This window comes from Vibrio sp. MM46 (assembly GCF_027587135.1).
Lineage (GTDB): Bacteria > Pseudomonadota > Gammaproteobacteria > Enterobacterales > Vibrionaceae > Vibrio > Vibrio harveyi.
This window is the reverse complement of record NZ_JAPPTO010000029.1, coordinates 55,649-73,319: the sequence shown is the minus strand read 5'-3', so window position 1 is coordinate 73,319 and position 17,671 is coordinate 55,649. Positions and strand designations below refer to the sequence as shown.

20 protein-coding genes are annotated in these 17,671 nt (G+C 45.3%); 10 read left to right on the top strand and 10 right to left on the bottom strand.

Translation table 11 applies throughout. From position 1 onward, the window contains the following. Positions 1 to 185: 185 nt before the first annotated feature. From OH459_RS23960 to OH459_RS23950, 3 genes are all read right to left on the bottom strand, one after another. The gene (locus OH459_RS23960) at positions 186 to 1,319 is read right to left on the bottom strand and encodes a flagellin (RefSeq protein ID WP_269989050.1); all 1,134 of its coding nucleotides are present in this window, start codon (positions 1,317 to 1,319) and stop codon (positions 186 to 188) included. A gap of 153 nt (positions 1,320 to 1,472) precedes the next feature. After that, a complete protein-coding gene (gene melB / locus OH459_RS23955) occupies positions 1,473 to 2,900 on the bottom strand; it encodes a melibiose:sodium transporter MelB (RefSeq protein WP_269989048.1) in 1,428 nt (475 codons plus the stop codon). A gap of 88 nt (positions 2,901 to 2,988) precedes the next feature. Continuing rightward, positions 2,989 to 4,341 carry an alpha-glucosidase/alpha-galactosidase gene (locus OH459_RS23950; RefSeq protein WP_009698611.1) on the bottom strand — a complete coding sequence of 451 codons (1,353 nt, stop codon included), beginning with the start codon at positions 4,339 to 4,341 and terminating at the stop codon, positions 2,989 to 2,991. 328 nt (positions 4,342 to 4,669) lie between these two features. Between OH459_RS23950 and melR the strand changes: the two genes are divergently transcribed. Beyond that, on the top strand, positions 4,670 to 5,680 hold the full coding sequence (gene melR, locus OH459_RS23945) for a transcriptional regulator MelR (RefSeq protein ID WP_114321408.1): 1,011 nt from the start codon (positions 4,670 to 4,672) through the stop codon (positions 5,678 to 5,680). A gap of 78 nt (positions 5,681 to 5,758) precedes the next feature. Here melR and OH459_RS23940 read toward each other — a convergent pair whose 3' ends face one another. Beyond that, complete coding sequence (locus OH459_RS23940) at positions 5,759 to 6,661, bottom strand: Dyp-type peroxidase (protein WP_269989045.1); 903 nt, start codon at positions 6,659 to 6,661, stop codon at positions 5,759 to 5,761. A 43-nt stretch (positions 6,662 to 6,704) separates the two neighbouring features. After that, positions 6,705 to 7,190: a DUF2919 domain-containing protein gene (locus OH459_RS23935; RefSeq protein ID WP_269989044.1), complete on the bottom strand. Its 486-nt coding sequence runs from the start codon at positions 7,188 to 7,190 to the stop codon at positions 6,705 to 6,707. A gap of 144 nt (positions 7,191 to 7,334) precedes the next feature. Between OH459_RS23935 and OH459_RS23930 the strand changes: the two genes are divergently transcribed. After that, complete coding sequence (locus tag OH459_RS23930) at positions 7,335 to 7,688, top strand: DUF2956 domain-containing protein (protein WP_009703444.1); 354 nt, start codon at positions 7,335 to 7,337, stop codon at positions 7,686 to 7,688. A 1-nt stretch (position 7,689) separates the two neighbouring features. Then, positions 7,690 to 8,022 carry a DUF4156 domain-containing protein gene (locus OH459_RS23925; protein WP_005445350.1) on the top strand — a complete coding sequence of 111 codons (333 nt, stop codon included), beginning with the start codon at positions 7,690 to 7,692 and terminating at the stop codon, positions 8,020 to 8,022. A gap of 38 nt (positions 8,023 to 8,060) precedes the next feature. On the opposite strand, the gene OH459_RS23920 is transcribed toward OH459_RS23925, so the two are convergent. Beyond that, positions 8,061 to 8,348 (bottom strand): winged helix-turn-helix domain-containing protein, encoded by a 288-nt coding sequence (locus tag OH459_RS23920; RefSeq protein WP_005445349.1) that lies wholly within the window; start codon positions 8,346 to 8,348, stop codon positions 8,061 to 8,063. 304 nt (positions 8,349 to 8,652) lie between these two features. Here OH459_RS23920 and OH459_RS23915 point away from each other — a divergent pair, with 304 nt between their 5' ends. Genes OH459_RS23915 through OH459_RS23900 form a run of 4 tightly spaced genes read left to right on the top strand, consistent with a single transcriptional unit; the run spans position 8,653 to position 11,094 of the window. Further along, positions 8,653 to 9,003, top strand: a complete 351-nt coding sequence (locus OH459_RS23915; RefSeq protein ID WP_005445348.1) for an ArsC family reductase — start codon at positions 8,653 to 8,655, stop codon at positions 9,001 to 9,003. An 18-nt stretch (positions 9,004 to 9,021) separates the two neighbouring features. Further along, entirely contained in the window at positions 9,022 to 10,158 is a 1,137-nt protein-coding gene (gene dapE, locus OH459_RS23910) for a succinyl-diaminopimelate desuccinylase (RefSeq protein WP_009698616.1), read from the top strand. 37 nt (positions 10,159 to 10,195) lie between these two features. Next, a complete protein-coding gene (locus OH459_RS23905; RefSeq protein WP_005445346.1) occupies positions 10,196 to 10,894 on the top strand; it encodes a M15 family metallopeptidase in 699 nt (232 codons plus the stop codon). Next, complete coding sequence (locus OH459_RS23900) at positions 10,891 to 11,094, top strand: DUF2897 family protein (RefSeq protein WP_005445345.1); 204 nt, start codon at positions 10,891 to 10,893, stop codon at positions 11,092 to 11,094. The genes OH459_RS23905 and OH459_RS23900 overlap by 4 nt, the downstream gene beginning before the upstream one ends. A gap of 107 nt (positions 11,095 to 11,201) precedes the next feature. On the opposite strand, the gene bamC is transcribed toward OH459_RS23900, so the two are convergent. Both bamC and dapA read right to left on the bottom strand, forming a co-directional pair. Continuing rightward, positions 11,202 to 12,221 (bottom strand): outer membrane protein assembly factor BamC, encoded by a 1,020-nt coding sequence (gene bamC / locus OH459_RS23895; RefSeq protein WP_005445344.1) that lies wholly within the window; start codon positions 12,219 to 12,221, stop codon positions 11,202 to 11,204. Between the two features lie 52 nt (positions 12,222 to 12,273). Further along, complete coding sequence (gene dapA / locus OH459_RS23890; RefSeq protein ID WP_005445343.1) at positions 12,274 to 13,152, bottom strand: 4-hydroxy-tetrahydrodipicolinate synthase; 879 nt, start codon at positions 13,150 to 13,152, stop codon at positions 12,274 to 12,276. Positions 13,153 to 13,548: 396 nt separating this feature from the next. Here dapA and OH459_RS23885 point away from each other — a divergent pair, with 396 nt between their 5' ends. Together OH459_RS23885 and bcp are read left to right on the top strand one after the other, a co-directional pair. After that, complete coding sequence (locus OH459_RS23885; RefSeq protein WP_005445342.1) at positions 13,549 to 14,091, top strand: glycine cleavage system protein R; 543 nt, start codon at positions 13,549 to 13,551, stop codon at positions 14,089 to 14,091. 15 nt (positions 14,092 to 14,106) lie between these two features. Further along, a complete protein-coding gene (gene bcp, locus OH459_RS23880) occupies positions 14,107 to 14,577 on the top strand; it encodes a thioredoxin-dependent thiol peroxidase (RefSeq protein WP_239970055.1) in 471 nt (156 codons plus the stop codon). 64 nt (positions 14,578 to 14,641) lie between these two features. Here bcp and OH459_RS23875 read toward each other — a convergent pair whose 3' ends face one another. After that, positions 14,642 to 15,712 carry an AI-2E family transporter gene (locus OH459_RS23875; protein ID WP_005445339.1) on the bottom strand — a complete coding sequence of 357 codons (1,071 nt, stop codon included), beginning with the start codon at positions 15,710 to 15,712 and terminating at the stop codon, positions 14,642 to 14,644. Continuing rightward, positions 15,705 to 15,959: a sulfurtransferase TusA family protein gene (locus tag OH459_RS23870; RefSeq protein WP_017189245.1), complete on the bottom strand. Its 255-nt coding sequence runs from the start codon at positions 15,957 to 15,959 to the stop codon at positions 15,705 to 15,707. The genes OH459_RS23875 and OH459_RS23870 overlap by 8 nt, the downstream gene beginning before the upstream one ends. A gap of 249 nt (positions 15,960 to 16,208) precedes the next feature. Here OH459_RS23870 and OH459_RS23865 point away from each other — a divergent pair, with 249 nt between their 5' ends. Beyond that, positions 16,209 to 17,663: a beta-barrel assembly-enhancing protease gene (locus OH459_RS23865; protein WP_005445335.1), complete on the top strand. Its 1,455-nt coding sequence runs from the start codon at positions 16,209 to 16,211 to the stop codon at positions 17,661 to 17,663. The last annotated feature ends 8 nt before the right edge of the window (positions 17,664 to 17,671 follow it).

The following is a 17,671-nucleotide window of genomic DNA, read 5'->3' as shown; positions in this document are numbered from 1 at the left end:
TTATTAACGGCGCATACCCTGATTTCTTTAGGAAAAAATTTAGATATTTTTTAAAAAATTTCATTTGGAGGGGTAATCGTGACGAAGCAGATAAAAAAGCAAAAAAACTTCAAATTATCGCTAAAGCTTCTTTTCTCGCTGTCGATACAGGCTGATTTTGTCTTGAAATTACGAAGTAGAATGCCTTAGCCAAGTAAGGTTAAAGCAAGGTTTGGGGCTTGTTTTGCTTGTGCAAGAATAGAGGTGCTTACCTGCTGCAGAATTTGTTGCTTCACCATTTGCGTGGTTTCTTTGGCGTAGTCAGTATCTTGAACGCGGCTGTTCGATACTGCTAGGTTTTCGTGGATGTTATCCAGATTATTGATCGCATGATTAAAGCGATTTTGATACGCGCCTAGCTCTGCACGATGGCTATCAACGTACTTCATCGCAGTATCAAGGACAGCCACAGCTTGTTGAGCGCCACCGACAGACGTAATGTCAATGTTATCAACCGCATCGTACCCTTTCAGCTGTAAACCCAGCTCACTCGCTAAATCACCTGAGAACGATAAAGTTCCCGAGGTTTCTTCACCAGCCATAAACAACTGCAACTGACCCTTTTCATTCACTGACGCCGTAACTTTGTCCGTCTGACCATTGATATAAGTCGCAAGCTCCTCGATATCATCACCAGCTTTAGCATTAATTTGGATGGTTTCCGTTTCACCAAAACGATTATTAAATGACATGCTAAGATCATTCGCACCGTCTTTTACTTTCCAATCAGAGTTTGCACGTCCGTTTGCAATGTAACTAAAACCGCCCATATCAATGCCATCACTGCGCATCGACTTTAATTCAACTTGCACGGCTTCACCTGACGCAGCGCCAATTTGAAATGCCGACTTGCCAAAGCTGCCATTAAGCAGTTTACGACCACCAAAAGAGGTAGTTTCTGCAATGCGGTTTAGCTCATCGTTAAGTGCAGAAACTTCTTCCTGCAGTGCTGTACGTTCTGCTTTGCTGTTTGAACCGTTAGCAGATTGGAGTGACAAATCACGCATGCGCTGCATGATATTAGTCACTTCATTCATTGCGCCTTCCGCAGTTTGCATAATGGAAATGCCGTCGTTCGCGTTACGCACGGCAACATCCAAACCACGCATTTGCGATTGCAAGCGGTTGGAGATTTGCAGGCCCGCAGCGTCATCCTTTGCACTGTTAATACGCTTCCCTGAAGACAAACGCTCCATGGATTGGTTCAGCATGTCAGTTGCACTGGTCAAATGACGCTGTGCGACAAGTGCTGCCACATTGGTATTAACGGTGATCGCCACAAATATTGGTCCTGAAATTAAGGCTTTGGATACTTATCGACCAAATTGCAGAAAAGTTTAGTGGTTTTTGAGAAAAGAGATGGAGAAACAAAAAGGCGGAGCGTTGTGCTGATAGGTCAGCGTAAACAATAAGCTTACGCTGACTGTGTAGGATTAGAGTGCTTCTGCCGGCTTGGCAGATTTACGCGTAAGGTCTTTTGGCGTCTCTTGCGTCGTAATATGGTCGTATTTCTCGGTCAGATGGTCCTGAATTTTTTGGTGGTAAGCACCGTTGAGTTTGTAGAAGCGGAAGTACACAACCAAAGCGATAGCGAAGAAGAACGCTGGCAGCCCAACCATGATGCATTGCATGCCAAAGACGGTTTCAGGGCTTTGTTCCATGTTCGGTACATAATCCACTGCGGTCAGTGCGATACCAATGAAGAAAGCCGCAAAAGCTGAACCGGCTTTAACCACCAGCGTTTGTACTGAGTAAGCAATACTCTCGCAGCGTGAACCTAGCTTGTACTCACCATAGTCCACTGTATCCGCCACCATAATGACATTCAGCACCCAAAATAGCGCCGTACCGATTTGCAATAACACGCCCGCTGTAGAAATCAGCAGAATGCTTTGTTTGTCGTACATGCCTACGTAGATAAGGACTGCACTGCCTAAGATTGGGAAGCTAGACGCACATGCCCATAACACTCGACGTGAAAACATTTGCGCCAATTTAGGGAACAACACCAGTGTAATTAGGTTCGCGATACCAGCGTAAGCCATGTAGTAAGGGAAAAGTTCCTCATTTCCGACCACATACGTGAAGTAGTAAACCGCAAATGCTGTGATGATGTTGGTTGCGAGGTTGTATGATAGTGCCATACAAAGCACGCTCGTTAACTGGTCATTTTTGTAGATAAGCGAGAGGAGCTTCTTCAGTGAGACTTTTTCTTCAGGTTTCGTCACGTCAAGGTTGTTAGTTGAGTAACGCTCTTTCACGTTACGTAACGTGATATACGTTGAGACAAGGAAACAACCGACAAGCAAAATCGCAAACACTTGGAAGCCAAATCCTTTGTCGTCGCCACCGACATAATTGACGAACGGCATTGCAATTGCGGCGGTAACAATCCATGCAAGGCTAGCGAAGAATCGAGGGTATGGCACAAGCTCTTCACGCTCACGTTTGTCCAGAGTGAGTGTTGGAACCAGTGACCAGAAAGGAATATCCATTAAGGTGTAGGTCATGCCCCATAAAATGTAAGTCACTGCTGCATAAGCAATAAGCCATGGTCCTTCGATGTGATGCGCACTAAACAGCATGAGCAACACCACTGAGTTGGTGATGGTGCCAATTAAAATCCAAGGTTTAAATTTACCCCAACGTGTGCGGGTATTGTTCACGATCCAACCCATAATTGGGTCATTCACTGCATCCCAAATACGCGCAATTAAGAAGATGGTTCCCACCACGGCAGCCGAAATACCAACAACATCGGTGTAGTAGAACATCAAGTACATGTAAACGATGGTGATAGCGAAGTCTTTACCAAATGCGCCAAAGCCGTAGCTTAGCTTGGTATTCATAGAGATACTCATTTGTTACTCCTTACGCCCCCTCATCGAGAGGGCGCAGTATATTCACGTTATTGTCGTTTTTATTGATATTGGTTTTGTGATTCAGGATTTACTGATGCACCCACGCTGGCAACCAACCTTCGTGTGCTTCAATCAAGTCATCAACAAGGGCATAAATCTCTTCGAGTCCAAGCACTGCCGCGGTATGAGGATCAAGCATGGCAGCATGATAGATACGATCTCGGTTTTCAGTGAGGATGGCTTCCGTCAGCAGAGTCTGAACATTGATGTTGGTCTGCATTAATGCCGCTAAGTGATTTGGTAATCGACCAGCTTTGATAGGTTGAATGCCGTTTGCGTCCACCAGACAAGCCACTTCCACACAACAACCTTGTGGCAAGTTGTCAATTAACGCTTCATTCTTCACGTTGCCGTAGATAACACTTGGCGTGCCTGTCCAAATCGAGTTCATGATGGTGCTCGCGTATTCATGCGACTCTTTGACGGTGATTTGATCCGCGTTTTTGAAGTCTTCGAGGTCTTTTTTCCAATCAGCAATTTGTTCTACACAACGTTTAGGATATTCATCAAGTGGCACTTTATAACGTTCAATCAGATCTGGGCGATTTGGTTTGATGAAATATGGGGTGTATTCAGAAAAATGTTCTGATGATTCCGTCACAAAGTAGCCCAACTTCTTAAACATCTCGTAGCGGACTAGGTTGGTGCAGCGACCGTTGTGATGCAAACCCGGCTTCGGCGCTTTGCCTGATTCAAATGCCTCAAGCAAATCAGGATAAATGTCGACATATTCCCCCTGCTCGTTTTTCTTTTCGAGTGTCAGGTAGTACGCCATGTGGTTGATGCCTGCACAGGTGTAACGAAGGTCTGAATATTCGATATCAAGGTCGCGAGCCAGCTCCTCCGCCGTCCCTTGCACGGAATGGCACAAGCCCACTTGTTTGATGTGAGGGTATTTCTCATACATCGCCCATGTGTTCATCGCCATTGGGTTAACGTAGTTGAGCATGGTGGCATTTGGACACACTTCAGTCATGTCTTCACACACGCTCCAAAGATGAGGAATCGTGCGCAGTGAGCGCATGATGCCGCCTGGGCCTAAGGTGTCGGCGATGGTTTGCTCCAAACCGTGACGCTTACAAATCTCAAAGTCCGTTACAGTGCATGGCTCATACCCACCGATTTGGAATGCGATGACGACAAAGTCTGCACCTTGCAATGCTTCTTTTTGGTTTAAGTGACAAGTGATCGTACCCGTCGCACCGGATGATTCCATCAACTTGCTTACTACTAGGTGTGATTCCTCCAAGCGGATTTCATCAATATCCATCAAGGCAATTTGCGCCCCTTTGAAGGCCGGCTTATGGAACACATCGCCAAGAATGTTCTTCACAAAAATCGTAGAACCCGCACCGATGAATGTGATTTTAGGGCTTTTCATAGTTGAATCCTTTTTGCTTTCATACTTTTGTTTCGATGCATTTAAGTTACACCTGCCGCAAGACCGAATTCGTCTCAGATAAACCAATCACTCTCCCGTTTCCTAATATTTAAAATCAACCCATAAAAAATCTTAGGAAATGGGATATTTTTGTATAAATCACGGATAAAGAAGGTGAGAAGATACGCTGAGGCTAGTTATTACGGCGATTTAAGTCACATAACCAAAATCTTATAAAACAGAGTAATCGGTGTTTTTGAAGCTGTTCTGAGTTTTGTTTCAACAGATTTAGTACAAATAACTTATACAGTTTCCTAAGAGGTGGGCGATGGCGAAGGTAGAGTCCAAGGCAGAGTTAGATACATTGAAAGTGGTGATTCAAGATAAGTATTCTTCCGAAACGGTTTCTGTAAGCCCACTTTCGCTGTACTCATCCTATGAAAAAATCGATATCGAGCTTAGACCGCCCCACTCTATGCCGGGTTATCACTGGCACGGACAAGTAGAGGTCAACATTCCTTTTGGTGATGATGTCGAGTACATCATTAATGGCAGTCCAGTCGTGGTGAAAGCAGGCTCGATAGGATTGTTTTGGGCGTCAGTTCCTCATCGGCTCACCAATCCGGGCAAAAGTCATAATATGGGGATCATCAATATTCCGATTCACCACTTTATGTCTTGGACGCTAAATCGAGACTTCGTCAATCAGATCACCCATGGTTGTGTGCTGCAATCAAACGCCAGTTCATTAGTCAGTGAGTTTGAGTTAGCACGCTGGGCAGAAGAAATAAACCACTCTTCGGAAAGTCGCCAGCAATTAGCGATTGATGAAATTGGCTTGATGTTAAAAAGAATGTGTTTAGATGGCTGGCAACAACTGAGTATCAATCGACAAGAAAAATCGACCAAGAAAGGCGTCTCCAAACACTCGCAGTTTTACGTCAGTCAAATGCTGGAATACATTGCCACCCATCATAACCAGCCGGTCACGATAAAAGACATAGCAGAGCACATTGGGCTGCACACTAACTACGCGATGAACGTGTTCCAACGAACCATGCAGATGACCATCAAGCAATATATCACGGCAATGCGGATTAACCACGCCAGAGCACTGTTGAGTGATACTGACCGGACAATTTTAGATATTGCTTTAACGGTAGGTTTTAATTCTAGCAGCCGATTTTATGAGACTTTTCAGAATTATATTGGTGTAACGCCAACGCAATATCGCAAGAAGTCACGCGAAGATCATCGCTGGAGCAGTCACAGTACTAGCCCACTTTACGAACTCGAGAAAGGCGCTATTGATGGCAAAAGACCACTGACGGTCAGTTAGTCTTATCAGGCAAGAATGAGGGGAAACAAAAAAGGCAGATCACTCTGCCTTTTTAATCATTGGAGGGTTGGCGAAGAATTACTTAATCGCCAATTCCGCTAGCATTTCTTGTGAAGGAGCGAAGAAATATGCACCTGTTACTGCTTTGGTGAAACGAAGCAGTTGGTCAGTCTTACCATCGGTAACACCGTACATGCTCTCTAGCATCACTTTGATGTTGTGGATAGTGTTGCAATAAGAGATGAACAGAAGACCATGTGCGCCAGTTACTGTGCCGTACGGCAAGCTGTGACGAACGATCTTAAGACCTTTGCCTTCTTCTTTGATGTCTACACGACCTACGTGAGAAGCCGCTGGCACGTCTTCTAGCTCAATAGAATCTGGCTTAGTACGACCAATGACTTTCTCTTGTGCAGATACGTTCAAACGGTTCCATGCAGGCAAGTTGTGCTCAAAGCGTTGAACCATCACGTAGCTACCACCAGCGAAAGCGCCGTCTTTGATCAATGCAACGTCAGCACGCGCATCACCTTTCGGGTTTTCTGTGCCATCAACGAAATCCGTCATGTCACGAGCATCTAGGTAACGGTAACCGTAAGTTTCATCCACTACCGTCACATCTTCTGCAGTTTCAACTAAGAATTTACGCAGTACATAGAAGTGCAAATCGTGACGAGTTGAGTGACAGTGAATCAAGACATCCACGTCTGTTGCTGGCGCAAATACGTCACCTTCCCCCAACTCAGGGAAGTCCATCAACTCTTCTGGCATTTGCATGTTTAGGTGCTGCCAAAAAGATTTCGTGAATGCGATAGAAATCGTTAAATCAGCACCTGGTTGGTTCGCATTGAGCTCATTTACTAGCTCAGGTAGCGCTTTTAGTTTTGCCAGTACGTTTTCACGGTTTTGGTTCACTTTTAACTGAGTGTAAAGTGCAAATGGTCCTGCTTCAGGCACAATCGCCGTTTGAGCTTGTGACATTGAGATATCCTCTATACATTGCCCCATGCGGGAATTATTGTTTTTAATTTTTTGATGGCTGTTCTTCTTTGTGCTCAACTTGTGGCACGTTAAAGCAGTCTTTTACCCATCTTCCATTTAGAAGATAGATCATAAACCAAATTAACAAGGTAATTGTGAGCGCATTCGCCCAATTGAATACACCATGTTCGAGGTAGACATGATACATGGTCTGAGCCAGTTGAATACCGCACAAGATCAAAGTCATGGCACGACCATGCTGGGTAATTTGATTCACCCACCCTCGCTCTGGATGCCGCAAGCCCATTAACCACATCAATAATAGACTTGGGATACCCATCGATAGTCCGAGGTATAACGTATTAGAATCGGGGTACACAATCGATAGTATCTTGCTACCGCTGTCTCTACTCACTCCTGCCATGGCAAACACCACCCAAGAGCGCGCTAGGAACATCCATCCTAGCCATAACATAATCGGCGCTTTTAAAAATCCATGAGCGTCATATTGATCAAATGAGTAACGCACAATCTCGTCTTCTTAGTTTCATAAAAACGCCACTTTAACCGATCGTTTCAGAGTTGCAACCTAGCAAAGCTGAGAACTAAAGTTCATTTCATCATCGTACGCAGGTAAACTAGGTTTAGATTTACAGCGACGTCGATAAGAAACATGAAAAAGAAAAACACAGCAGCACCCGTTCCTTCCCAAGAAACGCAAACTGAAGCGATGAAGATTGCAAAGTCCACTCAAAAACCCGGTCAAACGAAAGAGCAAACCAAACTGATTGCTCAGGGCATTGAGAAAGGCATCGCGCAGTATAAAAAACAGCAGAAAGAACGCAATCGACAAGCAGACAAAGCGAAGAAGAAACAACAGAGAGAAAAACAGCGTCAACGTGATGACGTCGTTGAACAAGAATCAGCAAATATTGAAGCACCAACGAGCAAGCCAGCTGTATTACCTTGGGCACTATTGGTTCTGAGCTGGATTGGTTTCGCGGCTTACATCATGATGGGGAAATAATATGCAGCGTTATGTGATGATAGGAGGCATCGCATTGGCTTTGATGGGTTGTTCGTCACCATCAACGCTACCAACGGCATCAAGTGATGACGTTCAGATTCGCTTTGATAGCCAGTTCAATCCGGATCAATGCGAGTATTTAGGTGAAGTCACTGGCAGCGAAGGTCACTGGTACAGTTACTTGTTCTATACCAATGACGCCATGATGCATGGAGCCATGGTCGACCTAAAAAACAATGCAGTATTGCTCAATGCCGATACGGTTTACATGATCGCCCCACAAGACTTTGCTACTTCCTTCAGTGTGCTTGGTACTGCCTACCGCTGCCAATAAGCGTTTCCCAGACGTAAAAAAAGCCAGCAATTGCTGGCTTATGCACGAAATCCAAGACTGCTAGCGATATCTCCCTCTCGCTCAAGAACCCATTGACTGTCAAAAGGTCCCCAATCCGAAAGTTGGTAATAGCCGTCGTTATGGCGTCGACCATCTTGAACGAAGATGAGTTCGATGCCGATCCCCGGTAATGCCTTGAGTACATCTTGAATAGTACGACGAGGCCACCCCGTTCTTTCGATCAATTTTGGTACATTTGGCCTTTCTAGGTTTTCCACCAACAAGGCCAAATATAGCCGCCTTGCAAAAACAGGACTCAATTCCATTGACACCTCCTAAAATTGTGCTGATTCATTATTTCTTTTTTGCTCAGCAAGATGTTGCGTTTGATCAATAACTCGACTTTTCCGTGCTATTTAGCCAAGTTTTTTATCATTCTTATCGCTATTTGGTGGAGGAATGAACGACTGAGCACGGTCCAATAGAGCACTGACCTGTGAAATATTCGCCGCATGATTTTGTCACAGTGGTTGCTTCTTGATAGGATGCTTGAACAGCCAAAAACAATGCAAAATCGGGCGTTCCATAGCGCAAACCGATAAGTAAAGCACAAAGAGAAAAGGAAATAATATGACGATCACCATGTTCGGCATCCCAAACTGCGACACGATTAAAAAAGCCAAGAAATGGCTAGAAGCGGAAAACATTGCTTTTGATTTTCACGACTACCGCAAACAAGGTATCGATGCGGCAATGGTGACTGAATTTTGTAACGCGCTGGGTTGGGAACAAGTACTGAATAAACGTGGCACGACTTTCCGACAGCTGACTCAAGAACAAAAAGATTCTCTTAACGAAGAAAACGCAATCGCGCTGCTAGTAGAAAACCCAGCGATGATTAAGCGCCCAATCTTGAAAGTTGAAGACCAACTTCATATTGGTTTCAAAGCAGACCAATACGCGACCATTTTTAACTCTTAATTAAAGGAACAATCAAGGATGACAGACAGTCCAGTACTGGCACTCGCTAAAGACCTGATCAGCCGCCAGTCCGTAACGCCTGAAGATGCAGGCTGTCAGGAAGTAATGATCGAGCGATTAAAAGCGCTTGGTTTTGAAATCGAAGTGATGGTGTTTGAAGACACAACAAACTTCTGGGCTCGCCGAGGTACAGAAGCACCACTGTTTGCTTTCGCCGGACACACAGATGTCGTGCCAGCAGGCAAATTGGAGCAATGGGACACACCTCCTTTTGAACCAACCATTATCGACGGTTACCTTCACGGGCGTGGCGCAGCAGACATGAAAGGCTCTCTAGCTTGTATGGTGGTCGCGGTTGAACGCTTTATTGCAGAAAACCCAGACCATAAAGGTTCGATTGGCTTTTTGATCACTTCAGACGAGGAAGGTCCTTTCATTAATGGCACCGTTCGCGTCGTTGAAACGCTCATGGCTCGTGGCGAGAACATCGACATGTGCATCGTTGGTGAGCCTTCAAGCACTGAAGTTGTGGGAGATGTAGTTAAGAATGGTCGTCGTGGCTCAATCACGGGTGATTTAACGGTAAAAGGAACACAAGGTCACGTGGCGTACCCTCACCTTGCTAATAATCCGGTTCATCAATCACTATTAGCCATTCATGAACTTGCTACGACAGAATGGGATCAAGGCAACGATTACTTCCCACCGACAAGCTTCCAAATCCCGAATGTCTCTGCTGGTACTGGTGCATCGAATGTGATTCCTGGCGAATTTAACGTGCAGTTCAACCTGCGCTTTAGCACAGAACTCAGCAACGAAATCATTGTTGACCGCGTGACCCAAACACTCGACAAACACGATTTAAACTACGGTCTGAAATGGACATTCAATGGTGACCCGTTCCTCACCGATACTGGAGCATTGCTTGACGCAGTCGTTGCTGCCGTCGATGAAGTCAACAGCACGAAGCCTGCGTTGCTCACCACTGGCGGAACGTCTGATGGTCGATTTATCGCACGCATGGGCGGTCAGGTGGTTGAGCTTGGTCCGGTGAACGCGACTATCCACAAAGTGAACGAATGTGTAAAAGTCGATGACCTTGAGAAATTAACGGACATGTACCAAAACACGTTGAAACACTTACTCGCACAATAGTGTCATAACGAAACATGCAACAATTAACGAGAGTGCCATGACGCCAGAGCAACTTACCGGAATGACCGATTCCCATCTGCAATCCACATTAGTGGGTCAAAAAGCCTTTCTGCTTCACCCTGAAGTGGCTGACGACTTACTAAACATGATTGAAGCCGCCACACAATCAGGCTTTAAGATGGAGATCGCCAGTGGGTTCCGTGACTTTAACCGTCAGAAAGCAATCTGGAACGGTAAGTTTGCAGGTGAACTGAAGATCCTCGATTCCGATTCGCAACCGCTCGACAAAACTCTACTCAATGACGAAGAAAAGCTCACTGCGATTCTTCGTTGGTCCGCCTTACCCGGAGGCAGTCGCCATCATTGGGGGTGTGATTTTGATGTTTATGCGCGTAACTTATTACCCGCCGATACACAATTACAATTGGAACCATGGGAGTATCTCGAAGGTCATCAGCGTGCTTTCTATCAATGGTTAGTCGATAACCTCGATAGCTTTGGGTTCTTTTTCCCTTATCAACAAGACTTAGGCGGTGTCGCCATCGAACCTTGGCACATCAGCCACAAATCTGTAGGGCAACAATGCCTGTCATTGTTAACACCAGAGTTGCTGAAAACTCAGTTAATTCAGCAAAATCAGATCGACAGCATTGCAGGGATGGATGTCATATTGAATAATTTGGATAAGGTTATCACCCAATTTATTCACAACATCACGCCGCCGGAGGCTCTATGATCGAAATTCTCACCAACCCCTGGGTCATTATCATCATAGTGCTCAGTATCGTGGTTGGTAACATTGCTGCGCTTAAGTACACCGCAAAGATGAAGTTTGGTCAGATGGATAAAAGTCGAAAAAACGATTTAGATAAGCTGAACGAACTAGACAAAGAACGCTATGGAGAGGAAAGCGAGAAGAAAGACGAAAATCGCTAATCTCTCGCACTTGATGCATTCTTCAACATTTGACATCAAGTAAGCAATCAAAAAGGGACCATTGCGGTCCCTTTTTTACTATTCAAATCTACTTATTTGTAGCGAAGTTAGTCTTTCACAACCGCAGCCAGTACTGGCGCAAGTGATTTCAAGAACTCTTCTTCTACTGGCTTACCAGACGAATCAGTAATGTTGATAGAAGTACGGTTACCTAGATCACCAAGCAAGAAGGTGTAAGTACCAGAGTTTAGATCGATTGGCTTAACACCAATGTCATTCCAGAACGCATCATCCGGTGACGCGTATTTCGCTGTCACTGTACCTTGCGACTGACTGCGCTCTTCAATCTTAAAGCCCATCTTCGGCATGATATCAGGCAGACGGTTCCACACGACATTGTATTGTGCACGAGCAATGATAACTGGCAGACCACTGCGATCTTTACCCATGGTAATTGGGATGTGTTTCACTAGCTCTTGTGCTTTACGTTGCGCTTCTTCACGTACGTGTTGGTCGTAGCGTGCCGTTACCAAGTTGGTCATGAACACGTTGTAACGCTCACGGTTAGTGCGTGTCACTTCTTTGACTTGGTTGCCTTCACGCCAGTCAATCAAGCTTACCTTGAAGCCATGACGACCATTCATCTCACCGCGAGTAATCTCGTAGCGGCTGCCGATTTCCATCTCTTCATCAGGAGAGTTCCAAGTCACCCAACCTGTTTCGATGCGGTTATCCGTTTGGCTTTCAACTGGGATCTTGTTCTCTGCAACCATCTCTTGAACGGTCTTCCAAACTTTATCCAGTTCATCCTTACGAAGCAGCCATAGTGTTACTTCACCGTCGCTACTGCGATCTAGGCGAGCACCAGGGATCAATTCCAATACTTGCTGAGGCGGACGAATATCAACATCTTTACCAATACCACCAGCGTAGTTTCCTTCAGGAATACGGTAGTTCGGGTAAAACTGAGGTTGAGCACCTGCCGGTACACTCCACTCTTCAAGAGCAGGCGTGTTCAAATACTCGAAGTCGTCCTTTGCTTGACGACGCTGATTGGCACCACCTGAACAGGCAGTCAATACGAATACAGCTAGTGAGCTTAACACTAACTGGCTTGAAAGCTTCATTTATACTCCTAAAACACTGAGGGCTTTACCACCCTCAGCATGAACTTCAATCCTAGTAAATACCGGCGTCTGTTAGCGCTTGTTCCACAACTGGCTGCGATTTTTCAGAAAGTGGGGTTAAAGGAAGACGCAGCTCACCCTCTTCAATCAAACCAAGCTTATGTGCTGCCCATTTCACTGGGATCGGGCTTGATTCAACAAATAGGTTTTTATGCAGAGTCATCAGACGATCGTTGATCGCTTCTGCTTCTTCAAACTTACCTTCACCTGCCAAATGGAACATGTCTGCCATGTCTTTAGCCGCGATATTGTTCGTTACTGAGATAACGCCGTGACCGCCTAGTTTAACAAATTCTAGACCCGTCGCATCATCACCACTTAGTAAGATAAAATCTTCGCCACAAAGTTCACGGTGAAGTGCAATTCGGCTTAAATCACCCGTCGCATCCTTCAATGCCACGATATTATCAAGCTTTGACAGGCGTGCCACTGTCTCAGGCGACATATCTACCGCAGTACGACCCGGTACATTGTACAAAATTAGAGGTACATCACTCGCTTCTGCGATTGCTTTGTAGTGTTGGAACAAACCTTCTTGAGTTGGTTTGTTGTAGTAAGGCGTTACACTCAGGAAGCCAGCAATACCAGAATCAGCCAATAATTTGCTAAATGTAACTGCTTCGTGGGTTGCATTTGCTCCCGTACCAGCAATCACTGGGATACGACCGTTTGCGAATTCAACGGTTTTATTTACGACCTTTACATGCTCTTCAATGGTTAGAGTCGCTGACTCACCAGTGGTGCCAACTGCAACAATACCGTCTGTACCAGCTTCAACATGGTACTCAACAAGCTTTTGTAGACTATCAAAGTCTACTTCACCATCTGCTTTTAGTGGTGTAATCAGCGCTACGATACTTCCTGAAAACATGTTTATCTCCCTCATTTAACTCTTTCTGCATGGTACTGTAATGCGATTGAAAAACACAAGAGCGTAAACTCGCTTACAAAGTACAAATGAATGAATAATTATCAGTTGTTAGAGGTCTAGCAACTAAAATGTGAATTTTGTTCTCAATCCTAGCCATTCTGATAATCGTGTTCGTTGCAGCAAGGATTTCTCACCGCTTTCAAGTAGGCGCGGAATATACTCTCTCGCCGAGAAGCTCAAGTCAGCGTTGAGTGAATTAATAGTGCACGCAATCAGCAAACTGTTCACTAAATCAACAAAGCGTTTTAACAAGTTTAAAAAAAGAACTGACTCGACATTTCTACTCCATATCTGTGCTAACATCTCTCTATTGAAGAAAGGACAAGAAGCTCATTTATGAAGCAACATCTGGTACTTACAGCGGTTGGAACGGATCGTCCGGGCATATGTAACCAAGTGGTTAAGCTCGTCACACAAGCTGGCTGTAACATTGTCGATAGCCGTATCGCTATCTTTGGTAACGAATTTACCCTTATCATGCTGCTTACTGGTAACGCCAGTAATGTCACTCGTGTCGAAACGCAATTGCCACTTCTTGGGCAAGAACACGACCTCATCACCATCATGAAACGCACATCAGCCCATGAGTTGCTCGATAACAGTTACACCATGGAAGTGTTTATTGAATCAGAAGACCGCATCGGTTTAACCGAGAAGTTTACGCAATTCTTTGCCGATAAACAGATTGGCCTACAATCACTTAGTGCGCAAACAATCAGTAAATCAAAGATCCAGTTAGATGCCGACCAATTCCACATTGCAATCACCGCTTCAGTAAGTGCAGATTGTAACTTGATGCAATTACAAGAAGATTTCGATGAACTTTGTAACACGCTCAACGTACAAGGTTCTCTGAATTTCATTAAAAACAATCTATAAGTAAAGGAAATAATGATGAATACGCTGACAGCAGGCACGCCAGCGCCAGCCTTCTCTTTGCTCGACCAAGATGGCAACACCATTTCTCTCGGTGACTTCAAAGGTAAGAAAGTACTGTTTTACTTCTACCCAAAAGCGATGACACCAGGTTGTACGACTCAAGCAAAAGGTCTGCGTGATGTAAAAGCAGAACTAGACGCACACAACGTTGTGGTATTGGGTGTGAGTATCGATCCAGTAAAACGCCTAGGTAAGTTCATTGAGCGCGACGAGCTAAACTTCACGCTACTTTCTGACGAAGACCATGCCATTGCTGACCAGTTTGGTGTTTGGGGCGAGAAGAAGTTTATGGGTAAAGTCTACGATGGTCTTCACCGCATCAGCTTCTTGATCAATGAGGAAGGTGTTATCGAACACGTGTTCAACAAGTTCAAAACCAAAGACCACCATGAAGTGGTTGTGAACTACTTGAAAGAAAACGCGTAAACCTAGCTTTCAATCAAACATCAAAAAGCCCAGCGATCGCTGGGCTTTTTATTGGATTCAATTTCTATTCTTGTATTGGTTCGCTTTCTTCCGTACTTGGTAGCGCGTTCCATACTGCTTTTACAAGCGTCGCCAATGGGATAGCGAAGAAGACCCCCCAGAAGCCCCACAAACCACCAAATACCAACACGGCAACAATGATCGCTACTGGGTGAAGGTTAACCGCTTCAGAGAACAGTACCGGAACCAACACATTACCGTCTAGCGCCTGAATAATGCCGTAGGCAACAAGTAACCAATAGAACTGAGGCGTTAAGCCCCATTGGAACAAGCCAACAATCGCGACCGGAACCGTCACCGCAGCCGCACCGATGTACGGGATAAGCACTGACAAACCCACCGCTACAGCAAGCAATGCAGAGTAGCGCAGGTCAAGAATCGCAAAAGTCACGTAACTCACGCCACCCACGATCAAGATTTCCAGCACCTTACCACGAATATAGTTCGAGATTTGTTCGTTCATCTCGTGCCATACTTTGTTCGCCAGCTTACGGTTCTTCGGTAAGATGCCACTTGCCATGCTGAGCATCTCATCTTTGTCTTTTAGTAAGAAGAACACCAATAATGGAACAAGAATCAAGTAAACCGCTAGCGTTGCTAAACTCACTAGAGAAGCCAGTGAGCCTTTTACGACGCTCTCACCTAAGCCAATCGCTTGGTTCTTCGCGTTAGTCACCACGGTTTCAACAATTTCTAGGTTCGCCAGCTCAGGGTAACGTTGTGGCAAGGTTGCAATGAACTTTTGTAGTCCAGCATACATGTTCGGAATATCGTTGATTAAGTTGCCCACCTGAGTCCAAATGGTCGGCACTAAACCAAATACCGCGATCAACATTAAGCCAATAAAAATCAGTATGACAGTGATGACAGAAAACGTACGTGGGATACCCAAACGGCACATCTGCGTTACTGGCCATTCAAGTAAATATGCAAGAACAATGGCCACCAGCAATGGCGCAATCAAATGCCCGAAAAAGTAAATTGTAATAAAGCCGAACAGCAGTATCGCCACGAGGCTCACTGCATGTGGGTCTGAAAAGCGTCGCTTATACCAACGACTTACCATTTCAAGCATCGTACGAAGATTCCTTATTGAATACGGTCAAAGTGAAGTGTTCAGGAGAAGCTTGGCAATCCACTGTGTAGCCTTGGTTACGCAAATACTTCACGATATCGTGCTTAGAGCTTTTATCCACCACTTGAATAACAAGCTGATGATCTTGTTGTGTTTCTTCCTGAAACACCTCAGCAGCGTGACGCTTGGCAAGTAACAGTGCCATAGGGCAGCGTTCCTTACGCAAATCAAGTAATATGGATTCCATTGTATTGCTCTGCACTTGTGATAGGGTTGTATTGTAACGGCTTTTTGAGCTGGTGCTAGCATTTCTCACATGATTTAAGAGTAGACGCGCAGGACTTTTAGATTGACAATTTACGAAACCAATTCGTTTATCTTCGGTCTTATTGCTAGCATATTCATCCCACAAGGATGACCATAAAGTCTGTGCTGATGTTGAATGGATTTCGCCCCTCAAGCACACGCTCGGTATTTTGGAGAATCTTTAAACCGTATGTTAAAACGCACTCGCTCGCTAGTTTGTTTATGCCTTGCTGCTGCATTAAGTACACCAACGCCAGTTTATGCCAATAGTCCCGACCTCCCAGATATTGGTACGGCAGCCGGAGGCACTCTAACGATAGATCAAGAGTTGATTTATGGTGACGCCTATATGCGTATGCTTAGAGCCAGCAAACCTATCGTCAATGACCCTGTTATTAACGAGTACATCGACTCGTTGGGTCACCGTTTGGTCGCGAATGCCAATGACGTAAAAACCCCATTCCACTTTTTCATGATCCGAGATCGCAACATCAACGCTTTCGCTTTTTTTGGCGGCTACGTTGCCCTGCACTCAGGTCTCTTTCTCCATGCCCGCACTGAAAGTGAGTTAGCCTCCGTTGTTGCTCACGAAATCGCGCACGTTACTCAGCGCCACCTTGCACGAAGCATGGAAGAACAAGCTCGTCGTTCACCAGCAACCATGGCAGCACTTGCTGGCGCTCTTCTGCTTGCGATAGCCTCTCCTGAGGCTGGTATGGCAGCGGTGACGGCAGCAACCGCTGGCAATATGCAAAGCCAAATCAACTACACTCGCTCCAACGAGAAAGAAGCAGACCGCTTTGGTATCGCGACACTGGCAAAAGCGGGCTTTGATGCACAAGCAATGCCACGCTTTTTTGGTCGCCTAGCGGATGAATATCGATACGCGAGCAAGCCGCCACCAATGTTGCTCACTCACCCGTTGCCTGAAGATCGTATTACAGACAGTCGTGCTCGTGCTCGTGCTTACCCACCAATGCGGGTGATGCCCTCTATTGATTACCATTTAACCCGAGCTCGCATTGTCGCACGTTATGCCGGAATTGATGGTCAAGCAGCAATGAGTTGGTTTGACCGAACTCAAAAGAAAGCCTCACCTGATATTGTGCCATCATTTGATTATGGTCGAGCCTTGGTACACCTAGACAACAAGCGTTTGAGTGAAGCGGAACCTTTATTGAAAAAGCTCCTTCAGCAAGACCCAGGTAACCCGTTTTATCTGGATGCAATGACCGATCTTTATATTGCTCAAAAGCAACCACAAAAAGCAGTGGATATGTTGAGTAGCGCACTCAAACGCAACCCACAAAACAAAGTCCTGACCATCAACTATGCAAACGCATTACTTGAGGCGAAAAAGGACCAAGAAGCGGTGCGTATTCTGCAGCGCTACACACACGATAACCCAGAAGACACGAATGGCTGGCACCTGCTTTCACAAGGCAGTCATGCGCTGGGTAAAAGTGATGAAGAACTCGCCGCACGTGCCGAAATTTTGGCATTGCGAGCCAACTGGAACAAAGCCATCCAGTATTATAGTGAAGCAAGTAAAATTGCTAAGTTAGGTAGCTTACAACAAGCTCGATATGACGCTCGTATCGACCAACTGATGATCCAAAGAGATCGATTCATGGCATTACAATAACGAAATGG

Excerpts from the sequence above, each read along its gene's own strand:
- melB (WP_269989048.1), bottom strand. The coding sequence starts at position 2,900 with ATGAGTATCTCTATGAATACCAAGCTAAGCTACGGCTTTGGCGCATTT.
- OH459_RS23950 (WP_009698611.1), bottom strand. The coding sequence starts at position 4,341 with ATGAAAAGCCCTAAAATCACATTCATCGGTGCGGGTTCTACGATTTTT.
- melR (WP_114321408.1), top strand. The coding sequence starts at position 4,670 with ATGGCGAAGGTAGAGTCCAAGGCAGAGTTAGATACATTGAAAGTGGTG.
- OH459_RS23940 (WP_269989045.1), bottom strand. The coding sequence starts at position 6,661 with ATGTCACAAGCTCAAACGGCGATTGTGCCTGAAGCAGGACCATTTGCA.
- OH459_RS23930 (WP_009703444.1), top strand. The coding sequence starts at position 7,335 with ATGAAAAAGAAAAACACAGCAGCACCCGTTCCTTCCCAAGAAACGCAA.
- OH459_RS23925 (WP_005445350.1), top strand. The coding sequence starts at position 7,690 with ATGCAGCGTTATGTGATGATAGGAGGCATCGCATTGGCTTTGATGGGT.
- OH459_RS23920 (WP_005445349.1), bottom strand. The coding sequence starts at position 8,348 with ATGGAATTGAGTCCTGTTTTTGCAAGGCGGCTATATTTGGCCTTGTTG.
- OH459_RS23915 (WP_005445348.1), top strand. The coding sequence starts at position 8,653 with ATGACGATCACCATGTTCGGCATCCCAAACTGCGACACGATTAAAAAA.
- dapE (WP_009698616.1), top strand. The coding sequence starts at position 9,022 with ATGACAGACAGTCCAGTACTGGCACTCGCTAAAGACCTGATCAGCCGC.
- OH459_RS23905 (WP_005445346.1), top strand. The coding sequence starts at position 10,196 with ATGACGCCAGAGCAACTTACCGGAATGACCGATTCCCATCTGCAATCC.
- OH459_RS23900 (WP_005445345.1), top strand. The coding sequence starts at position 10,891 with ATGATCGAAATTCTCACCAACCCCTGGGTCATTATCATCATAGTGCTC.
- bamC (WP_005445344.1), bottom strand. The coding sequence starts at position 12,221 with ATGAAGCTTTCAAGCCAGTTAGTGTTAAGCTCACTAGCTGTATTCGTA.
- dapA (WP_005445343.1), bottom strand. The coding sequence starts at position 13,152 with ATGTTTTCAGGAAGTATCGTAGCGCTGATTACACCACTAAAAGCAGAT.
- OH459_RS23885 (WP_005445342.1), top strand. The coding sequence starts at position 13,549 with ATGAAGCAACATCTGGTACTTACAGCGGTTGGAACGGATCGTCCGGGC.
- bcp (WP_239970055.1), top strand. The coding sequence starts at position 14,107 with ATGAATACGCTGACAGCAGGCACGCCAGCGCCAGCCTTCTCTTTGCTC.
- OH459_RS23875 (WP_005445339.1), bottom strand. The coding sequence starts at position 15,712 with ATGCTTGAAATGGTAAGTCGTTGGTATAAGCGACGCTTTTCAGACCCA.
- OH459_RS23870 (WP_017189245.1), bottom strand. The coding sequence starts at position 15,959 with ATGGAATCCATATTACTTGATTTGCGTAAGGAACGCTGCCCTATGGCA.
- OH459_RS23865 (WP_005445335.1), top strand. The coding sequence starts at position 16,209 with ATGTTAAAACGCACTCGCTCGCTAGTTTGTTTATGCCTTGCTGCTGCA.